The 18,533-nt window shown below is 70.2% G+C and carries 15 protein-coding genes; 14 read left to right on the plus strand and 1 reads right to left on the minus strand.

Going from position 1 to position 18,533, the window contains the following annotated elements; genetic code table 11:
- Nucleotides 1-2 precede the first annotated feature (2 nt).
- The 14 genes from AC3ANJ_RS01565 to AC3ANJ_RS01630 all read left to right on the plus strand — a co-directional run bounded on the left by AC3ANJ_RS01565 (nt 3) and on the right by AC3ANJ_RS01630 (nt 16,374).
- Complete coding sequence (locus AC3ANJ_RS01565) at nt 3-977, plus strand: ABC transporter permease (RefSeq protein ID WP_488317918.1); 975 nt, start codon at nt 3-5, stop codon at nt 975-977.
- Nucleotides 974-1,972, plus strand: a complete 999-nt coding sequence (locus tag AC3ANJ_RS01570; RefSeq protein ID WP_488317919.1) for an ABC transporter permease — start codon at nt 974-976, stop codon at nt 1,970-1,972. Before AC3ANJ_RS01565 ends, AC3ANJ_RS01570 begins: the two co-directional genes overlap by 4 nt.
- Nucleotides 1,969-2,847, plus strand: coding sequence for an ABC transporter ATP-binding protein (locus AC3ANJ_RS01575; protein WP_488317920.1), 879 nt, complete (start codon nt 1,969-1,971; stop codon nt 2,845-2,847). Before AC3ANJ_RS01570 ends, AC3ANJ_RS01575 begins: the two co-directional genes overlap by 4 nt.
- Nucleotides 2,844-3,704, plus strand: a complete 861-nt coding sequence (locus tag AC3ANJ_RS01580) for an ATP-binding cassette domain-containing protein (protein ID WP_488317921.1) — start codon at nt 2,844-2,846, stop codon at nt 3,702-3,704. The genes AC3ANJ_RS01575 and AC3ANJ_RS01580 overlap by 4 nt, the downstream gene beginning before the upstream one ends.
- Entirely contained in the window at nt 3,698-4,981 is a 1,284-nt protein-coding gene (locus AC3ANJ_RS01585) for an alpha/beta fold hydrolase (protein WP_488319206.1), read from the plus strand. The genes AC3ANJ_RS01580 and AC3ANJ_RS01585 overlap by 7 nt, the downstream gene beginning before the upstream one ends.
- Nucleotides 4,978-6,420 (plus strand): aminopeptidase P family protein, encoded by a 1,443-nt coding sequence (locus tag AC3ANJ_RS01590; protein WP_488317922.1) that lies wholly within the window; start codon nt 4,978-4,980, stop codon nt 6,418-6,420. Before AC3ANJ_RS01585 ends, AC3ANJ_RS01590 begins: the two co-directional genes overlap by 4 nt.
- The gene (locus tag AC3ANJ_RS01595; RefSeq protein ID WP_488317923.1) at nt 6,390-9,209 is read left to right on the plus strand and encodes a beta-L-arabinofuranosidase domain-containing protein; all 2,820 of its coding nucleotides are present in this window, start codon (nt 6,390-6,392) and stop codon (nt 9,207-9,209) included. Before AC3ANJ_RS01590 ends, AC3ANJ_RS01595 begins: the two co-directional genes overlap by 31 nt.
- A gap of 72 nt (nt 9,210-9,281) precedes the next feature.
- Nucleotides 9,282-10,190 carry a dihydrodipicolinate synthase family protein gene (locus AC3ANJ_RS01600; protein ID WP_488317924.1) on the plus strand — a complete coding sequence of 303 codons (909 nt, stop codon included), beginning with the start codon at nt 9,282-9,284 and terminating at the stop codon, nt 10,188-10,190.
- A gap of 12 nt (nt 10,191-10,202) precedes the next feature.
- Nucleotides 10,203-11,204, plus strand: a complete 1,002-nt coding sequence (locus AC3ANJ_RS01605; RefSeq protein WP_488317925.1) for a proline racemase family protein — start codon at nt 10,203-10,205, stop codon at nt 11,202-11,204.
- 93 nt (nt 11,205-11,297) lie between these two features.
- Nucleotides 11,298-12,005 (plus strand): GntR family transcriptional regulator, encoded by a 708-nt coding sequence (locus tag AC3ANJ_RS01610; RefSeq protein ID WP_488317926.1) that lies wholly within the window; start codon nt 11,298-11,300, stop codon nt 12,003-12,005.
- The gene (locus AC3ANJ_RS01615) at nt 12,002-13,168 is read left to right on the plus strand and encodes an NAD(P)/FAD-dependent oxidoreductase (protein WP_488317927.1); all 1,167 of its coding nucleotides are present in this window, start codon (nt 12,002-12,004) and stop codon (nt 13,166-13,168) included. Before AC3ANJ_RS01610 ends, AC3ANJ_RS01615 begins: the two co-directional genes overlap by 4 nt.
- The gene (locus AC3ANJ_RS01620; protein ID WP_488317928.1) at nt 13,165-13,458 is read left to right on the plus strand and encodes a (2Fe-2S)-binding protein; all 294 of its coding nucleotides are present in this window, start codon (nt 13,165-13,167) and stop codon (nt 13,456-13,458) included. The genes AC3ANJ_RS01615 and AC3ANJ_RS01620 overlap by 4 nt, the downstream gene beginning before the upstream one ends.
- Nucleotides 13,451-14,926 carry an FAD-dependent oxidoreductase gene (locus tag AC3ANJ_RS01625; RefSeq protein ID WP_488317929.1) on the plus strand — a complete coding sequence of 492 codons (1,476 nt, stop codon included), beginning with the start codon at nt 13,451-13,453 and terminating at the stop codon, nt 14,924-14,926. Before AC3ANJ_RS01620 ends, AC3ANJ_RS01625 begins: the two co-directional genes overlap by 8 nt.
- Before the next feature lie 2 nt (nt 14,927-14,928).
- The gene (locus AC3ANJ_RS01630) at nt 14,929-16,374 is read left to right on the plus strand and encodes an aldehyde dehydrogenase (NADP(+)) (protein WP_488317930.1); all 1,446 of its coding nucleotides are present in this window, start codon (nt 14,929-14,931) and stop codon (nt 16,372-16,374) included.
- A gap of 56 nt (nt 16,375-16,430) precedes the next feature.
- On the opposite strand, the gene AC3ANJ_RS01635 is transcribed toward AC3ANJ_RS01630, so the two are convergent.
- Nucleotides 16,431-18,299: a glycoside hydrolase family 127 protein gene (locus AC3ANJ_RS01635; protein ID WP_488317931.1), complete on the minus strand. Its 1,869-nt coding sequence runs from the start codon at nt 18,297-18,299 to the stop codon at nt 16,431-16,433.
- Nucleotides 18,300-18,533: the final 234 nt, after the last annotated feature.

Consider the following 18,533-nt stretch of genomic DNA (forward strand, 5'->3'; position numbering starts at 1 on the left):
GCATGACCTTCAGCCCGACATCGCTCGAGGCCGAAGCCACGCCGGGAGGTGACCCAGCGCTCGAAGAGACGCTGGAGTCACCCCCGGCCTCTGGCCGGCGGATCCTGCGCGCGTTCCTCCACGATGCAGGATCCGTGCTCTCCAGCGCGTACATCCTGCTCATCCTCCTCATGGCGATCTTCGCCCCGCTGCTCACCATGCTCAGCGGCTGGGGACCGTACGACTTCGACCAGTCGGCGATCGACCCGAACATGGGGGCCATCCCGATCGGACCGCTCGGCGGCATCAGCGCCGAGCACTGGTTCGGCGTGGAGCCCGGCAGCGGCCGCGACATCTTCGCCCGCATCGTCTACGGCGCACGCGTCACGATGACCGTCGCCCTCTCGGCGACGCTGCTCACCACGATCCTCGGCGTCGTCATGGGCATGCTCGCCGGCTACTTCGGCGGCTTGGTCGACACGATCATCTCGCGCGTCATGGAGTTCCTCATGGCGTTCCCCGCGCTGATCTTCATGATCGCGATCCTGTCCGCCCTCCCGGCCGACAACCGCGTCTTCCTGCTCGTCGTCGTCATCTCGCTGTTCGGCTGGCCATACCTCGCCCGCATCGTCCGATCGCAGACGCTCTCCCTCAAGGAGCGCGAGTTCGTCGAGGCCGCCAAGGCTTCAGGCGCGAGCAGCATCCGCATCATCTTCCGCGAGATCCTGCCGAACCTGCAGTCCACCATCATCGTGATGGCGACCCTCGCCGTCCCTGGTTACGTCGGCACGGAAGCAGGACTCTCGTTCCTCGGCGTCGGCGTCGTCCCGCCGACCCCCAGCTGGGGGCAGATGATCGCGGCCGCGACCCCGTGGTACGCCGTCGACCCGATGTACTTCGTGATCCCCGGCGCGTTCCTCTTCCTCCTCGTCCTGTCGTTCACGACCCTCGGTGACCGCATCCGCGTGATCGTCGCCAGCGGGGAGGCCCGTTCATGATCCGCATCGTCGCCTCCCGCATCCTGGGCATGATCGCCGTGCTGTTCCTGGTGACCCTGTTCACGTACGCGATCTTCTTCCTGCTGTCGGCCGACCCGGCCGTGCAGATCTGCGGTAAGAACTGCACACCCGAGCAGATCGAGCAGATCCGCGTCAACCTGGGCCTCGACCTGCCGTTCTGGACCCAGTTCTGGAACTACGTCGCCGGACTCTTCGGCGGACGCACCTTCATGGTCGCCGGCAGCCCCGTCGAGTGCGCGGCGCCGTGCCTGGGCTACTCCTTCCAGACGAGCCAGATGGTCAGCGACATGATCGTGCAGCGTCTGCCCGTCTCGATCACGATCGCGCTCGGCGCCGCCGTGCTCTGGCTCATCGGCGGCCTCGTCTCCGGTGTGCTCAGCGCCGTGAAGGAGGGCAGGTTCCTCGACCGCTTCTTCGCCGGGCTCACCCTCGGCGCGATGTCGATCCCGAACTACGTGCTCGCCCTGGCGCTGCAGTTCATCCTGGTCGTCGCCCTCGGCTGGCTGCCGTTCCCCCAGGTCGTGAGCTTCAGCGACGACCCGGTGCAGTGGTTCCTCAACTTCCTGATGCCGTGGATCGTCCTCGCCGTCGGGTACGCGGCGGTCTACACGCGCCTGACCAGAGCGAACGTCATCGACACTCTGCAGGAGAACTTCGTCCGCACCGCCCGTGCCAAGGGCCTGCGCCCGAACCTGGTGTGGCGCCGTCACGCGCTGCGCCCGGCCCTCACCCCGATCGTCACGATCTTCGGCATGGACATCGCCGGCCTCCTCGGCGGCGCCGTCATCACCGAGAAGGTGTTCGGCCTCAACGGCGTCGGCAAGCTGACCGCCGACTCGATCACGGCGAACGACCAGCCCGTCATCATGGCGGTCACGCTGCTGTCGGCCTTCTTCGTGATCGTGGGCAACATGGTCGTCGACCTGCTGTACACCGCCATCGATCCGCGTGTCAGGACAGGAGCATCGGCATGAGCATCCTCACCGATGACACCACTGCCGGCCCCGTGCTGTCGGTCCGGGACCTCACCGTCTCGTTCCCGACCGCGCAGGGTCCGGTGCAGGTGGTCAAGAACCTCGAATTCGACGTCCCACGCGGCGGCGCGCTGGGCATCGTCGGCGAATCAGGCTCCGGCAAGTCCATGACGAGCCTCGCGATCATGGGGCTGCTCCCGAAGAGCGGCACGGCCACCGGGTCGGTCCGCTACGACGGCGCCGAACTGCTCGGGATGCCGGAGCGGCGGATGCGGGACATCCGCGGGGATCGCATCGCGATGATCTTCCAGGACCCGCTCTCGTCGCTGAACCCGTATTACAAGGTGGGCACCCAGATCGCGGAGGCGTACCTCTCGCATCGCTCAGGGGTGTCGCGCCGACAGGCGCGCACCGTGGCGATCGAGGCGATGGAGCGCGTGCACATTCGCGACGCAGCCCGACGCGTGGACCATTACCCGCACCAGTTCTCCGGCGGCATGCGACAGCGCATCATGATCGCCATGGCGCTGAGCATGAACCCCGACCTGATCATCGCCGACGAGCCCACGACCGCGCTCGACGTCACGGTCCAGGCGCAGATCCTCGACCTGCTGGCCGAGATCCGTGCCGACACCGGCGCCGGACTGATCCTCATCACCCACGACCTCGCCGTCGTGAGCGAGGTCACGGACGACATCGTCGTCATGCGGGCCGGCGAGACCGTCGAGCGCGGCTCGGTCGAGCAGGTCTTCAGCGACCCGCAGGCCGACTACACCCGGCGGCTGCTGGACGCCGTCCCGCGCATCGACGACGAGATCGGAACGCTGCGCACGACCGAGATCCCGGTTCCGTCCGCAGAGAGGAGCGCCCTGTGAGCACGACGACGCCGCTGTTCCGCGGCACGAACCTGGTCAAGGAGTTCAAGACCGGATCCGCCGCCCCGTTCGGACGCGCGAAGGCCTTCCGCGCGGTCGACGACGTGTCCCTCGAGGTGCGCAGCGGCGAAACGCTGGCACTGGTCGGCGAATCCGGTTCCGGCAAGTCGACGACCGCCCGCCTCGTCGCCCGTCTCATGGACGTCACGAGCGGAACCGTCGAGTTCGAAGGCGTCGACGTCACCCGCACGAGCGGCGCAGCGCTGAAGGAGTTCCGCAGCTCCGTGCAGGTCATCTTCCAGGACCCGTACTCGTCGCTGAACCCCAAGCACACCGTCGAGCGGCTCGTCACGGCGCCGCTCGTGTACCAGGGGCGGAAGATCCCCGGCGGTGCACGCGCGTTCACGCGTGAGCTGATGGAACGCGTCGGCCTCAACCCGCTGCACTCCGAGCGCTACCCCTCGCAGTTCTCCGGCGGCCAGGCGCAGCGCATCGGCATCGCCAGGGCGCTCGCCGTCGGCCCGAAACTGGTCATCTGCGACGAGGCGGTCTCGGCGCTGGACGTCTCGGTGCAGGCCCAGGTGATCAACCTGTTGCGCGATCTGCAGGCCGACGAGGGCTTCGGGTACCTCTTCATCGCCCACGACCTCGCCGTCGTCCGCCAGATCGCGACGCGCGTCGCCGTGATGTCGCAGGGCAGGATCGTCGAGACGGGCACACGGGACGACGTGTTCGAGAACCCGACGCACGAATACGCCAAGACCCTGCTGCACGCGGTTCCCCGCATCAACCCGGAGTGGGATCGTCGACGCAGGGAAGCGGATGCCGCGCGCACCGCGAAGGAGACAGCATCGTGACCACCGAATACCTGCTCCCCGGCATCCGGGTCCGCGAGCAGCGCACGACCGTGCCCCTGGACTGGAGCACCCCGGACGGCGAGACCATCGAGCTGTTCGTGCGCGAACTCGTCGACCCGGAGCGCGACGACCCCGGCCGCCCGCTGCTCACCTTCCTGCAGGGCGGGCCGGGCGGCGCGAACCCCCGCCCGCTGGCCCGCGACGGCTGGATCGACGAGGCGCTGCGCGACTACCGCGTCGTCCTCGTCGACCAGCGCGGCACCGGACTCAGCACCCCGGTGGATGCCGTGACGGTCGCCGCCCGCGGTGAATCCGGCGGGGACTTCCTGGCCTGCTTCCGCGCGGACTCGATCGTGCGCGACCTCGAGCACGTCCGGACGTCGCTGTACGACGGACGCCGGTGGACGACGCTCGCGCAGAGCTTCGGCGGCTGGATCACGCTCACCTATCTCTCCTTCGCCCCCGAAGGGCTGGCAGCGAGCTACGTGTGCGGCGGCATCCCCGGCATCCCTCCGAAGGCGGCAGAGGTCTATCGGCGGACGTTCGATCGCGTCGCGACCAAGACGGCGGAGTTCTACCGGCGCTACCCCGAGGACGAGGCGGCCGTCGCGCGCATCGCCGACCGGCTCGCCGAGGGCGACGTCCTGCTGCCGGACGGCGACGTGCTCACCGTCCGGCGCTTCCAGGCGCTGGGGATCGACTTCGGCATGAAGCCCGGTTTCGAGCGCCTGCACTGGCTCGTCGAGAAGGCCTTCACGAGCGACGGCCGGCTCTCCGCGGGGTTCCTGCAGGACGTTCTCGCGCTCTCGTCGAGCGCGGGCAACCCGCTGTTCTGGACGCTTCAGGAGTCCATCTACGGCGACCCCGCGAGCGGGCCGACGGCGTGGGCGGCGCAGTCCGAGCGTGACCGCCGGCCGGAGTTCGACGAGGACCGGCGTCCGCTGCTGTTCACGGGCGAGATGGCGTTCCCCTGGATGTTCGATGATGTGCGACTGCTCCGCGGCTTCCGCCGTGCGGTCGACACGCTCGCGGCGAAGGACGACTGGTCGCCGCTGTACGACCGCGACGCGCTGGCCCGCAACGAGGTGCCGCTCGCGGCCGTCGTCTACTTCGAAGACATGTACGTGGATGCCGGTCTGCAGCTGGAGACCCTGAAGGGCGTCGGCAACGCGCAGTACTGGGTCACCAACGAATTCGAGCACGACGGGATCGGATCGGGCCGCACCCTGACCCGGCTTCGCGAGCTCGTCCGCAACCGAGGAGGAGAACGCGCATGACCGACCAGGTGACCGAACCCCGTCCGCCGTACGCGGGGACCCGCTACCCGCGGCTCGTGGAGGTCCCGGCCTTCCGTGAGTTCATCGCGCAGGGCTGGGACGACGTCCCAACGCACCCCGACCTGCCGGAAGGGACAGCGGAGGCCGCGGCATCCCACCGCACACGCCTGAGCGCGGCCTTCGCCGGCCAGACGCTCGTGCTGTGCGCCGGCGTCGCGCCTGTGCGCAACGACGACGCGTCCTATGGGTTCCGCGCCGACAGTAGCTTCGTGTGGCTCACCGGATGCCAGACCGAGGATGCCGTGCTCGTGATGTGGGCGCGTCCTGGCGGACACGACGCGGTGCTGTACATGCCGCCGCCGTTCCGCCCCGGCGACGACGGGTTCTTCAGCAACGCGCTGCACGGCGAGCTGTGGGTCGGGCCATCGGCCGGCATCGCCGAGTGGGCGCAGGCGCTGCAGATCGCCGTCGAGCCGCTTGCGGCTCTCGAAGCGCGCGCGAGTGAGCTCCGCGGTGCACTCGCCGCGCGCTCGGCCATGGGCATCGCGACCGCGCACAGCGCGACGGTGTCGACCGACCTCGAGCGCACGCTCTCGACTCTGCGCATGGTGAAGGACGAGTGGGAGATCGGTCAGCTGCGCGAAGCGATCGACGCCACGGTCTCGGGCTTCGCCGCGGTCGCCGCCGAGATCCCGCACGCGATCGCCGCCGACCTGGGCGAGCGCTGGCTGCAGGGCACGTTCGACCGGCACGCGCGCACGTTCGGTAACGGCCCCGGCTACTCGACGATCGTCGGCTCGGGCGCGCATGCGCCGATTCTGCACTGGGTGCGCTGCGACGGGCCGATCCGCCCCGACCAGGCGCTGCTGCTCGACATGGGCGTGGAGGCCCGGTCCCTGTACACGGCCGACGTGACGCGCACGGTCCCCGCGCAGGGCACGTTCTCGGCCGCGCAGCGTGAGGTGCACGACCTCGTCGAGCGCGCGCATCGCGCCGGCCTCGACCGCATCCGCCCCGGGACCGCGTACCTCGACTTCCACTTCGCCGCCATGCAGGTCGTGGCGCAGGGCCTGCACGACTGGGGCCTGCTGCCCGTCTCGGTCGACGAGGCGCTGTCGCCGCAGGGCCAGCAGCACCGCCGCTACCTCGCGTGCGGCATCGGCCACCACCTCGGGCTCGACGTGCACGACTGCAGCCAGGCGCACTACGAGGACTACATGGGCGCCGACCTCGAGCCCGGCGTCGTCATGACGGTCGAACCGGGACTCTACTTCCACTCCCACGACCTCACCCTTCCGCCCGAGCTGCGCGGCATCGGCGTGCGGCTCGAGGACGACGTGCTCGTCACTGCGACCGGCTCCGAGGTGCTCTCCGGCGCGCTCCCGATCGACGCCGCGGGCATCGAGGCGTGGACGCAGCAGCAGTGGGCGTCACGATGACGACGGCATCCGGCATCCGCGTCGTCCCGGCGCTGCGCGCCTTCGGACTCGACCGCGTGCGGATCGCCGACGACAGCGTGTTCGCCCCGGCCCGCGATCGGATGCTGCATCTCGCGCGCGTGTATCCGGTCGACCGCCTGCTCGCGGTCTTCCGCGCGAACGCGGGCCTCGACACCCGGGGGGCGACGCCGCCGGGCAACTGGGAGGACTTCGGCCACCCGAGCGAGCAGGCGTGGGGCGAGGCCGACTACCCGGGCCGCGAGAACGCCCAGACCGCGAACCTGCTCCGAGGGCACTACGCCGGGCACTTCCTCTCGATGCTCGCGCTCGCGTACGCCGGGGAACAGGATGCCGCGCTGCTGGCGAAGGTCGACGACTTCGTCGCTGGTCTCGGCGAGGTGCAGCGCACGCTCGCCGCGACCGGCCGGTACTCGCATCCGGGTTTCCTCGCGGCCTACGGCGAGTGGCAGTTCGCCCGGCTCGAGGACTACGCGCCCTACGGCGAGATCTGGGCTCCCTATTACACGACGCACAAGATCATGGCGGGACTCCTCGACGCGCACGAGCTGGCCGGCAGTGCTGAAGCCCTCGAGATCGCCGTCGCGATGGGGCACTGGGTCGCGCATCGGCTGACCCGGCTCGATCACGACCGCATCCAGCGCATGTGGTCGCTCTACATCGCCGGCGAGTACGGCGGCATGAACGAGACGATGGCGCGGCTGAGCGCGGTCGCCGACGAGCCGCTGTTCCTCGAGGTCGCCCGCCTGTTCGACCAGGACGACCTCATCGACGCCGGTGCCGAGCGCCGCGACATCCTCACCGACATGCACGCCAACCAGCACCTGCCGCAGCTGCTCGGCTACGTGCACGAGTACGAGCTCACCGGCGACCGCCGCTACCTGGACGCCGTGCTCGGGCTGTGGGAGCAGATCGTGCCTGGGCGCATGTACGCGCACGGCGGCACGGGGGAGAGCGAGCTGTGGGGTCCACCAGGCGCGGTCGCCGGCGACATCGGCCACCGCAACGCCGAGACCTGCGCCACCTACAACCTGCTCAAGATCGCCCGGCTGCTCTTCGCCCACACGCGTGATCCGCGTTTCATGGCGTACTACGAGCGCGCCGTGCACAACCACATCCTCGGCTCCCGGCGTGCAGTGGACTCGGACGACAGCCCCGAAGTCACCTACATGTTCCCCGTGCACCCCGGCGCCGTCGCCGAGTACGACAACATCGGCACCTGCTGCGGCGGCACCGGCCTCGAGAACCACGTCAAGTACCAGGACACCGTCTTCTTCGCGGGGGAGGATGCCGAGCTCTGGGTCAATCTCTTCATCCCGGCGACCCTCGATTGGCGGGAGCAGAACGCGATCGTCCGCCTGGAGACCGGGCTTCCCTTCGCGGGAACCGTCGACGTGCGCGTCGACGACGCCGGCGGCTTCGTCGACCGGACGCCCCTCACGGTCCGGGTGCGGATTCCGGAGTGGGTCGTCGGCGAGGTCACGGCTCGCATCGGCGAGGAGCCGGTGGATGCCGAGGTCGAGGGCGGCTATCTCGTCGTGCGCCGCCCGTGGCGGTCGGGCGAGACGCTGCGCATCGCGGTGCCGATGGCCCTGCGCGCCCTGCCGACACCCGACGACGCGACGCTGCACTCGATCGAATTCGGGCCGTCCGTCCTCGTCGCCCGGTCGGATGCGACGACGACGCTCGACCTCGGGCTGGCGAACCGGCGTCGCGTCGACGGCTCGATCGCCGCGGATGCCGCGGTCGATGCGCGAGCGATAGGAGAGGCCCTGCGCGCCGACGGTGCGGTGTACGTCGACGGCATCCGCTTCGAGCCGGTGTGGACCGGCGGCGACGAGCGCTACCACCTGTACGTCCGCGCGGCGGCCCCGGTGATCAGCTTCGTCGGAGCCGAGACCGACGTGCCGGTGCGGTCGCGCCAGGACGGCGGGTCCTTCCTGGACGACGTCTGGCGGCAACCGGTGCCGGCATCGCGCGCGGCGTTCCTCGACCGCGTGGCTGCGGCCGCCGCCGACGCCCGCCGAGACGGCCTGCTCGCACAGGACGAACTCGTGCGGGTCCTCGCCGCTGCGGCCGCGGCCGACGTCGATGGCACCATGACTCCAGCCGTCGCCGACGCCGTAGAGACGGATGCCGCGACCGTGACCTGGTCGGAGCGCATCGACGACGGCATCAGGAGCATCCGCTGGGAGGTGCCGGCGGCGCTCGCCGCCGCGCGCACGCTGCCCTCCATCGCGATCCTCACCGACACGCTCGCGTCGCCGTCCGGCTGGTTCACGACCCTGCCGGTCGTCCGCGTCGTCGCTGAGGACCTCGGGGGCGCCGGCGATCTGCGGATCGAGCTGGCCATCGGCGACGACGGCTGGGCGCCGTACGACGGACCCGTCTCGCTCCCTGGCGAGGGGCACCATCGGGTCGCCGTGCGCGTGACGGATGCCGATGGTGCCACCGCTCATGCCTCCCGCGAGTTCGCGGTCGACGTGAGCGCACCGACGTCCCGCGCGACCGTGCGCCGACTCGGCGCGAGCGTTGAGATCACCTTGTTCGCCGATGACGACGTGTCCGGCGTGGAGCGCATCCAGTGGGAGGGGCCTGGGACGTTCTGGGCGACATTCCAGGAGTCCTTCGTCCGCGCGCTGTCGGAGCACGAGCAGATCATCGAGTTCGCGGCGACCGACCGCGCGGGCAACGAGGAGTCGCGTCAGCGGCTCGTTCTGCCCGCACGTGATGCGGGGGCGGAAACCGGCCGCGCTGAACCATGGACATGAGTCCGCTCGTCCACTAACATTGCAATTGTACTTGCCGCCACACGGCACCGAAGAGCACAGGAGTACCGATCCATGAATGAAAAGAAGCCGTGGCACGGCGTCAATCTCGCGACGACGCTGCCGATCAACCCCGACTTCTCCGTCAACTACGACGCCTACGCCGAGCACATCCGCTTCACGACCGACAACGGCGTCACCGGCATCATCCCGAACGGATCGCTGGGTGAGTACCAGACGCTGACCGACGAAGAACGCAAGCGCGTCTACCTGACCGCCGTCGAGGCCGCGCCGGCCGACGTCGCGGTGATTCCTGGTGTCGGCGCATACGGCGCGCTCGAGAGTGTGCGCCTGACCGAGCACGCTGCCGAGCACGGGGCACCGGCCGTCATGCTGCTCCCGCCGAACGCGTACCGCGCGAGCGACGCCGAGGTCGTCGATCACTTCCGTCGCGTGGCGGCGGTCGGGCTGCCCGTCCTCGCGTACAACAACCCGATCGACACGAAGATCGACCTACGTCCGACTCTCCTCGCGCAGCTGTTCGAGGAGGGTCTGATCGTCTCGGTCAAGGAGTTCTCCGGCGACGTGCGCAACGCGTACGAGATCCACGAGCTCGCACCGGGGCTCGATGTCTCGATCGGCTCCGACGATGTCGTGCTCGAGCTGGGCATCAACGGAGCCCGCGGATGGGTCGCCGGCTACCCGAATGCGATTCCGGCATCCACGGTCGAGCTGTACAACCTGGCGACGTCGGGCGACCCGGCGAGCTGGGCGAAGGCGCACGAGATCTACCGCGACCTGCACGCCCTCCTGCGCTGGGATTCGAAGACCTGGTTCGTGCAGGCGATCAAGCTGTCGCAGGAGGTCGCCGGTGTCGCACCGGCCGGCATCACGACACGCCCGCCTCGGCTGCCCCTGCCCGACGACGTCCGCGCGCGTATCATCGCCGACACCGAGGCCGTCCTGGCCAAGGGCTACCGCTGATCCGGAGAGAACATGCGAGCACAGCGGGTCTTCCACGCCGTCGACTCCCACACCGAGGGGATGCCGACGCGTGTGATCGTCGGCGGCGTCGGGACGCTGCCAGGGGCGACCATGGAGGAGCGGCGTCAGTGGTTCATGGCGAACAGCGATGATCTGCGCCTGCTCCTGATGAACGAGCCGCGGGGCCACAGCGCGATGAGCGGTGCGATCCTGCAGCCGCCGACGCGTCCGGATGCCGATTTCGGCGTGCTCTACATCGAGGTCTCCGGATGCCTGCCCATGTGCGGGCACGGCACGATCGGGGTCGCGACGGTGCTGGTCGAGACCGGGATGGTCCCCGTCGTCGAGCCCGTCACCACGATCCGCCTCGATACGCCGGCCGGTCTGGTGATCGCCGACGTTCAGGTCTCGGATGGTCACGCCGACAGCGTGACCATCCGCAACGTGCCCTCGTTCGCGGTCGCGCTCGACCAGGTCGTCAACGTGCCGGGCCTCGGCGCCGTGGAGTACGACCTCGCGTTCGGCGGCAACTTCTACGCGATCGTCTCGCTCGAGCAGATCGGGCTGCCTTTCGAGCGCAGCCGCAAGGACGACCTGCTGAAGGCGGGCCTGAGCATCATGGCGGCGATCGAAGCGCAGGGCGAACCCGTGCATCCGATCGACTCCACGATCCGCGGATGCCACCACGTCTACCTGAAGGCGCCCGGTTCGACCGCGCTGCACTCCCGGCACGCGATGGCGATCCATCCCGGCTGGTTCGACCGCTCCCCATGCGGCACGGGGACGAGTGCACGGATGGCGCAGCTGCACGCCCGCGGCGAGCTGGCGCTGAACACCGACTTCGTCAACGAGTCGTTCATCGGCACGAGTTTCACCGGCCGGCTCGTCGAGACCACGGAGGTCGCCGGCATCCCCGCCGTGATCCCGACGATCACCGGGCGGGCCTGGGTGACGGGCACCGCGCAGTACATGCTCGACGCGAGCGACCCGTTCCCGCAGGGATTCGTGCTGTGAACATGACGTGCGCGGCGCGCGGCGCCGATATCGTGACAGCCAGGCACCCGCGAACAGCGGTCGCCGCAGGGGTGGACCGGAAGAGGGAAGCACATGACCGGAATTGATGCGCGCAACGTGGTGCGCCTCAGCAAGCAGCCGAGCATCCGCGACACGGTCAAGCGGGCGCTGCGCTCGGCCATCATCAGCGGCGAGATGCAGCCGGGACGCGTCTACTCGGCACCGAGCCTCGGCGAGGAGTTCGGCGTCTCCGCCACACCGATCCGCGAGGCCATGCTCGAGCTCGTGCGCGAGGGGCTGGTCGTCGCGATGCCGAACCGCGGCTTCCTCGTCACCGAGGTGTCGCCGAACGACCTGTCCGAAGTGACCGAGCTGCGTCTCTTCCTCGAGCCGCCGGCGGTCGAGAAGGCGACCCCGCTCATCCCCGAGAGCGCGTTCGCCGGGCTCCGCGGGCAGGCCGACGACATCGTGCAGGCCGCCGAGCGCGGCGACCTCGTCGAGTACCTCAGCGCCGACAGCGATTTCCACCTCGCGCTCCTGCAGTACGCCGGCAACGAGCGACTCGTCGCGCTCGTGGCGTCGCTGCGCTCGCAGACCCGGCTCTTCGGCCTGTCCGAACTGCACGAGCACGGGCACCTGGCCGCCTCGGCGCAGGAGCACCACACGATCATGGATGCCATCGAGCAGCGGGATGCCGCGCGTGCGCGCGATCTCGTCTCGCGCCACATCGAGCACGTGCTGGGCGACTGGTCCGGCCAGGTGGACGGCGAGCAGAGCAGGGCGGGAGCGACCGCGGAGTGAGCAGTTCGACAGCACGCGCCGACGTGGTCATCGTCGGCGCGGGAGTCGTCGGCGCCGCGACGGCGTACTTCGCCGCCCTCGCAGGGCTCAGCGTGATCGTCGTCGAGCGCGGTTCGATCGCCTCCGGCACGAGCAGCCGCTGCGAGGGGAACGTGCTGGTCTCGGACAAGGAGGTCGGCCCCGAACTCGAGCTCTCGCTGTATTCGCAGCGCGTGTGGCGCGAGGATCTCGCCGAGTACGCCAACCTCTGGGAGTTCGAGTCGAAGGGCGGACTCGTCGTCGCGCGCAGCGAATCGAGCATGCGCGCACTCGCCGAACTCGTTGCGCACCAGCGCACTCTCGGCATCCGCGCCGACATGATCGACGACATCTCCGGCGTCCGCGAACTCGAGCCGTACATCAACCCCGCTCTCGCCGGCGGGGCGTTCTATCCCGACGATGCGCAGGTCCAGCCGCTGCTGGCCACGCATCAACTGCTGCGCCTCGCGCGTGAGCACGGCGCGCAGGTGCGGACGAGAACCGCGGTCCACGGCATCCTCACCTCCGGCGGCCGAGCGGAAGGCGTCGAGACGAGCGCAGGGCGCATCTCGGCCGGGGCCATCATCAACTGCGCCGGTCCCTGGAGCGGAGAGCTCGCGGCCCTCGCCGGCGTGCACCTTCCTGTGCTCCCACGGCGCGGGTTCGTGCTCGTCACGGAGCCCGTGCCCGTCACCGTGCATCACAAGGTCTACGCCGCCGAGTACGTCGGCGACGTCGCCAGTTCGGATGCCGGGCTGCAGGTGTCTCCCGTCGTGGAGGGCACCCCCAGCGGGACGATTCTCATGGGCGCCAGCCGTGAACGCGTCGGGTTCGATCGCACCTTTTCGGCCGACGCGGTGGCGCGCATCGCCGCGAGCGGACTCGGACTCTTCCCCGCGCTGCGGGACGTGGGCGTGCAGCGCGCGTACTCGGGATTCCGGCCGTACTGCCCCGACCACCTGCCGGCAATCGGTGAGGACGCCCGGATGCCGGGGCTCTGGCACGCCGCCGGTCACGAGGGCGCGGGCGTCGGCCTCTCGGTCGGAACCGGCAAGCTGCTCGCGCAGGCGATGCGCGGCGAGTCGACCGATCTCGATCTCGCACCGTTCCGCCCGGATCGCCTGGAAGGAGTGGCCGCCGCATGAGCGCAGAGGACGACACGATCCGCTTCGACGGTGCGCCGGTGGCCTTCGTGCCCGGTCAGACGATCGGCGGCGCGCTCTCGGCCGCGGGCATCGTCTCGTGGCGCACGACGCGCAGGGACGGCGCTCCGCGCGGACTGTTCTGCGGCATCGGCGTGTGCTTCGACTGCCTCGTCACGGTCGACGGCGCCCGCACCCAGCGAGCGTGCCTCGTCGCGGCGTGCGCCGGCCAGGACGTGCGCAGCTCCGACCCCGACGAGCCGCTCCCGCTGCCGGAGGCATCCCATGACTGAGACCATCACCGACCTCGCCGTGATCGGCGCCGGGCCCGCAGGTCTCAGTGCCGCCGTCGTCGCGGCGGATCTCGGGCTGTCGGTCGTCTTGGTGGATGCCGGTGCGCAGACGGGCGGACAGTTCTGGCGGCATCCGGATGAGCGGCACCGCCACAGCTTCCCGGCCGACGAGTCCACCGGGCACCACCACTGGCGGCACTACACGGACCTGCGCGAGCGGCTGGCCGAAGCCATCCGCACCGGCCGGCTCACGCACCTCACCGGTCGGCAGGTGTGGCGGGCAGACGCCGTCGCGGACGGCGTCGCCCTGCGCACGAGCCCCGTCTCGGGCGCCGACGCGCTCGCGCCCGAGGAGCGCACGACCAGGGCGCGCCGCCTCGTGATCGCGACCGGTGCGTACGACCGTCAGCTACCGGTACCCGGCTGGACCCTGCCCGGCGTGATGGCCGCGGGCGGTGTGCAGGCGATGCTGAAGGCGAACCAGGTCGCTGCCGGGCGCCGCGCCGTGGTCGCCGGGACGGGGCCGTTCCTGCTCTCCGTCGCCGCAGGACTCGCCGACGCCGGTGTCGAGGTCGTCGCGGTCTGCGATGCCAACGCGCTCTCGCGGTGGGCGGCCACGCCGCTGCGTGCGCTGCAGGAGCCGAGCAAGCTCTGGGAGGGTGCGCAGTACGCCGCGACTTTCCTGCGTCGCCGGGTGCCGCTGCACACGCGCACGGTCGTCACGGCCGTGCGCGGCGAGGGCCGCGCGTCCTCGGTCGAGCTGTCGCGCGTCGACGGCGCCGGCCGCGTGCGCCCAGGGTCGTCTCGGACGGTCGAGGCCGACCTCGTCGCCTTCGGCTGGGGCTTCACGCCGCAGCTCGAGGTCGCCGTCGGGCTCGGGCTGCGCACGCACGTCGACGTCGACGAGTCGCTCGTGATCGATGTCGACGATGACCTCCGCACCTCGAACCCGCTGATCTTCGCGGCCGGCGAGGTGACCGGGGTCGGCGGAGCCATCGCCTCCTGCGCCGAGGGCGAGCTGGCCGCAGCCGCGGTCGCGCAGGACCTCGGCAGGACGGTGGACCGGCGACGGATGCAGCGCCATCGCCGCCGGCTCCGCCGCGGCCGGAGCTTCGCCATCGGCATGCACAGGGCGAGCCCCGTGCCCGAGGAGTGGAGCTCGTGGCTGACACCGCAGACCGCCGTGTGCCGATGCGAGGAGGTCTCGGCATCCGAAGTCGAGGAAGCCGTCTGCGGACTCGGGGCGGACGACGCCCGCGACGTGCGCGTGACTGCGCGCCCCGGCATGGGGCTGTGCCAGGGCCGTGTCTGCGGGTTCGCGCTGTCGAAACTCGTCGCCGCGCATACCGGTGACGCGGCAGGTGCGCCATCGCTCGAATCGCTCACCAACCGGCAGATCGGGGTGCCGGTCTCGCTCGGCGATCTCGCCGATCTCGTGCCGGACCGGTCTTCATCAGAGGAGTCATGATCATGGAAGCCACTTCCCCCGCCGAGGTCGATCGGATCGTCGCGCAGGCCGCTGCCGCGTCCACGCAGTGGCGACGGGCGTCGATCGCGGATCGTGCCCGTGCGCTCGTTTCCGTCGCCGACGCTCTGGATGCCCGAGCCGACGAGCTCGTCCCGATCGCCCAGCGCGAGACCCATCTCGCCGAACCGCGGCTGCGCGGAGAGCTGCGGCGCACCACCTTCCAGTTGCGGATGTTCGCCGCAATGCTCCCCGAGGGGCTGTGGCTCGATGCCCGCATCGATCACGCCGACGCGGAGTGGCCGATGGGTGCACCGCGACCGGACCTCCGTCGTCAGCTCGAGCCGATCGGCGCGACACTTGTCTTCGCGGCCAGCAACTTCCCGTTCGCGTTCTCCGTCGCCGGTGGCGACACGGCGAGCGCGCTCGCCGCGGGCAACGCCGTCGTCCTCAAGGCGCACCCCGGTCATCCGGAGCTCTCGGATGCGACCACGGATGCCGTGGTCGCGGCGCTCGCCGACGCCGGTGCTCCGGAGGGTCTGTTCCAGACGATCCACGGGACCGACGCGGGCGTGCACGCACTGCAGGCGCCGGAGATCAAAGTCGCCTCCTTCACCGGATCGGTGCAGGGCGGACGGGCGCTGTTCGACATCGCGAACGCTCGCCCTGAGCCGATCCCCTTCTACGGCGAGCTCGGCAGCACCAACCCCGCGTTCGTCACGTGCAGCGCCGCCGATACGGATGCTGCGGCCATCGCGCGCGACTTCGTCGCGTCGGTCACCGGCAGCGCGGGGCAGCTCTGCACGAAGCCCGGAGTGCTCTTCGTGCCGGCGTCGTCCTCCGTCGTGGCGGAGCTGGCGGCGCAGGAGCTCCCAGCGGCCGGTCCGCTGCTGAACGACGGCATCGAGAGCGGATTCCAGGGTGCGCTCGCCGGCGTGCGCGCGGTCACCGGCGTGGAGGCGGTCTCCGAGGGGGTCGATGCGCTCGCGCCCGTCCTGCTGTCCACCACGTCCGAGACGTTCCGTGCGCACATGGACACGCTGATGACCGAGATGTTCGGGCCCGCTGCGCTCGTGGTCGCCTATCAGGACGAGCGCGAGCTGGTCGAGTTCGCGTCGCGCCTCGAGGGGCAGCTGACCGCGACGATCATCGGGGAGCCCGGCGACGCGATCGCCGCTGAGCTGATCCCGGTGCTCTCCACCCGAGCCGGACGCGTGCTGTGGAACCAGTGGCCGACCGGAGTCTCGGTGACCTGGGCGCAGCAGCACGGCGGTCCCTACCCCGCGACGACGGCCGTCGGCTCGACCTCGGTCGGCATGGCCGCGATCACGCGGTTCCTGCGCCCGGTCGCGTACCAGAACGTGCCGGACGAGCTGCTTCCGGATGCTCTGAAGGAGGCCAACCCGCTGGGAATCGCCCGGCGCGTGGACGGCGTTCTCGTCCTGGCGTGATCTGGTGACCAGATCGGGGCTCGCGGTTCGCCGCGAGCCCCGATCTCGTTGTGCGGTCAGCGGGTCGGAAGCCAGACCCGCATCGCCTCGCCGCCGTCGAACTCGGCGAACGGGCGCAGGTGCAGTACGGCATCCTCGAGTTCGGATGCCGAGGCGGCGGCGTACAGGGTCGTGTCGGCGGGCAGGGTCCGCCGCTGCGCGGCCAGTTCGAGGCGCGGGCCGAGGGGACCCCCGGCATCCGCGCTCTCCTGCGCATCCTCGGCGGTGTCGATCGTGACATCCTCCACGTCGCCGACCGCACAGTAGACGACGGGGCCGCGGCGCACGGCGACGGTCCCGCGGACGGCGTCGATGCGCGGGTCGGGGTGGACGACCGAGACGGTGACCGGCAGCTGCAATTCCAGGCGCGTGCCGTCGACCAGGGCATCCTCCAGCAGGATCCAGGCGTTGTCGACGACGACATCGACGCGCGCGCCGTCCCGGTGCAGCGCGACCGTCGCGCCGGCCGTCCAGCCGGGGACGCGCAGCGCGAGCCGACGGCGACCCTCGGCGGCGTCTCCGCTCACGCGGATGCGGACGAGTCCGTCGGCGGGGTACGCGGTGTCGATCTCGACCGTCGCGCCGTGGGATGCGACCGTGGCCGAGGCGTAGAGGGTGATGTCGAGGCCGTCGGCGCGTTCGGCGGCGATGTGCTGCTCGAGCGCGGCGAACGTGCGCATGAGGTTCGGCGGGCAGCAGGCGCAGCTGAACCACCGGCGTCGCGCATCCGGTGCCTTGCCGCCGTACGGGCGCTCGTCGCGCACCTGCAGCGGATTGACGTAGGTGAACGTGTCGCCTGCGGTGGAGATGCCCGCCGCGACGAGGTTGTACAGCGCAGTCTCGGCGACGTCGAGGATGTCGGCCCTCCCGGTCGCCAGGTACATCCGCCATGCCCAGCCGAACAGGGCGACACCCGCACAGGTCTCGGCGTACGCGCGGTCCGGCGGCAGTTCGAAGGCCTCGCCGAAGGACTCGTCCTCGTGGCGGGCGCCGGTGCCGCCGGTGACGTACATGCGGCGCTGGACGAGGTCATCCCACTGGGTGAGCATCGCGTCGAGCATCTCGGTCTGACCGGTCTCGAGGTAGAGGTCGGTGATGCCCTGATTCAAGTAGAGCGCGCGCACGGCGTGACCGCGCATCGTGGTCGCCTCGAGCGCGGGCTTCTCGTCCTGGTAGTAGACGGTGCCGAACAGCACGCCGCCGAGGAACCCGGCGCCGCGGCGGCGCACGAACGCCTCCGCGAGCTGAAGCGGGGCGGAGGCGCCGGTCGTGCGGTGCAGTTCGACGAGAGCCGTCTCGATCAGAGGATGCCCGCAGTACTCGACCGCATCATCGGCTCCCATCCGGTGGACGACGTGATCGACGAAGCGCTCGGCGACTTCCAGCAGCCGGTCGTCGCCGATGGCGCGGTGCGCACCGATCGCGGCCTGGATCAGATGCCCGAGGCAGTAGAGCTCGTGGCCCTGTGCGAAGTCTGTCCAGGGCTCGTGGCCGTCGCGGCGCAGATAGGCGGAGTCGAGGTAGCCGTCCTCCTGCTGCGCGCGTTCGATCAGGTCGACCGTGCTGTCGAAGAACGCTCGAAGGTCCGCATCCTCCTCGCGGCCGAGCTCCCAGGCCGCGGCCTCGAGAGTCTTGTAGATGTCCGAGTCGATGAACAGGAATCCACGGAACTCGGCGTCGGACTCGCCGGTCAGTCGGCGGAGATTCTCCAGGTTGCCGTACTCCTCGAGCATCGCGATGCCGTGCGGGAGCGTCGTGTTCCGGTTCCGGTCGTGCCACTCGCGGAGCAGCCCTCCGGTGACGAGGGGGACTAGGGGGAGCGGATTGCGCACGCCGAGGCGTGTGCGCCCGACGGCGGTGAGACTGGCGGTCACGAGGGAGGACACGGGCGAGAACCTCATCTCCGAGGTGCCCTGGGTGGCACCTCTCAGGTGGGTGCAATTGTACTTGTACTGGGTTCGGGGCTGTCAAGAGTGTCGCCCGCCCAACGCGCGCACCGGAATCCGACGAAATGCGATAGGCAAAGCCAAATTTGCTGCGCATCAACAAAAACGCAAGCATCTAAGCAGTGTGTCTTCGCAATTCGCTCCCTGATTTGGAGCACCCGCCGCCGTCGGCGG

Source organism: Microbacterium sp. STRO-1N, from assembly GCF_057748015.1.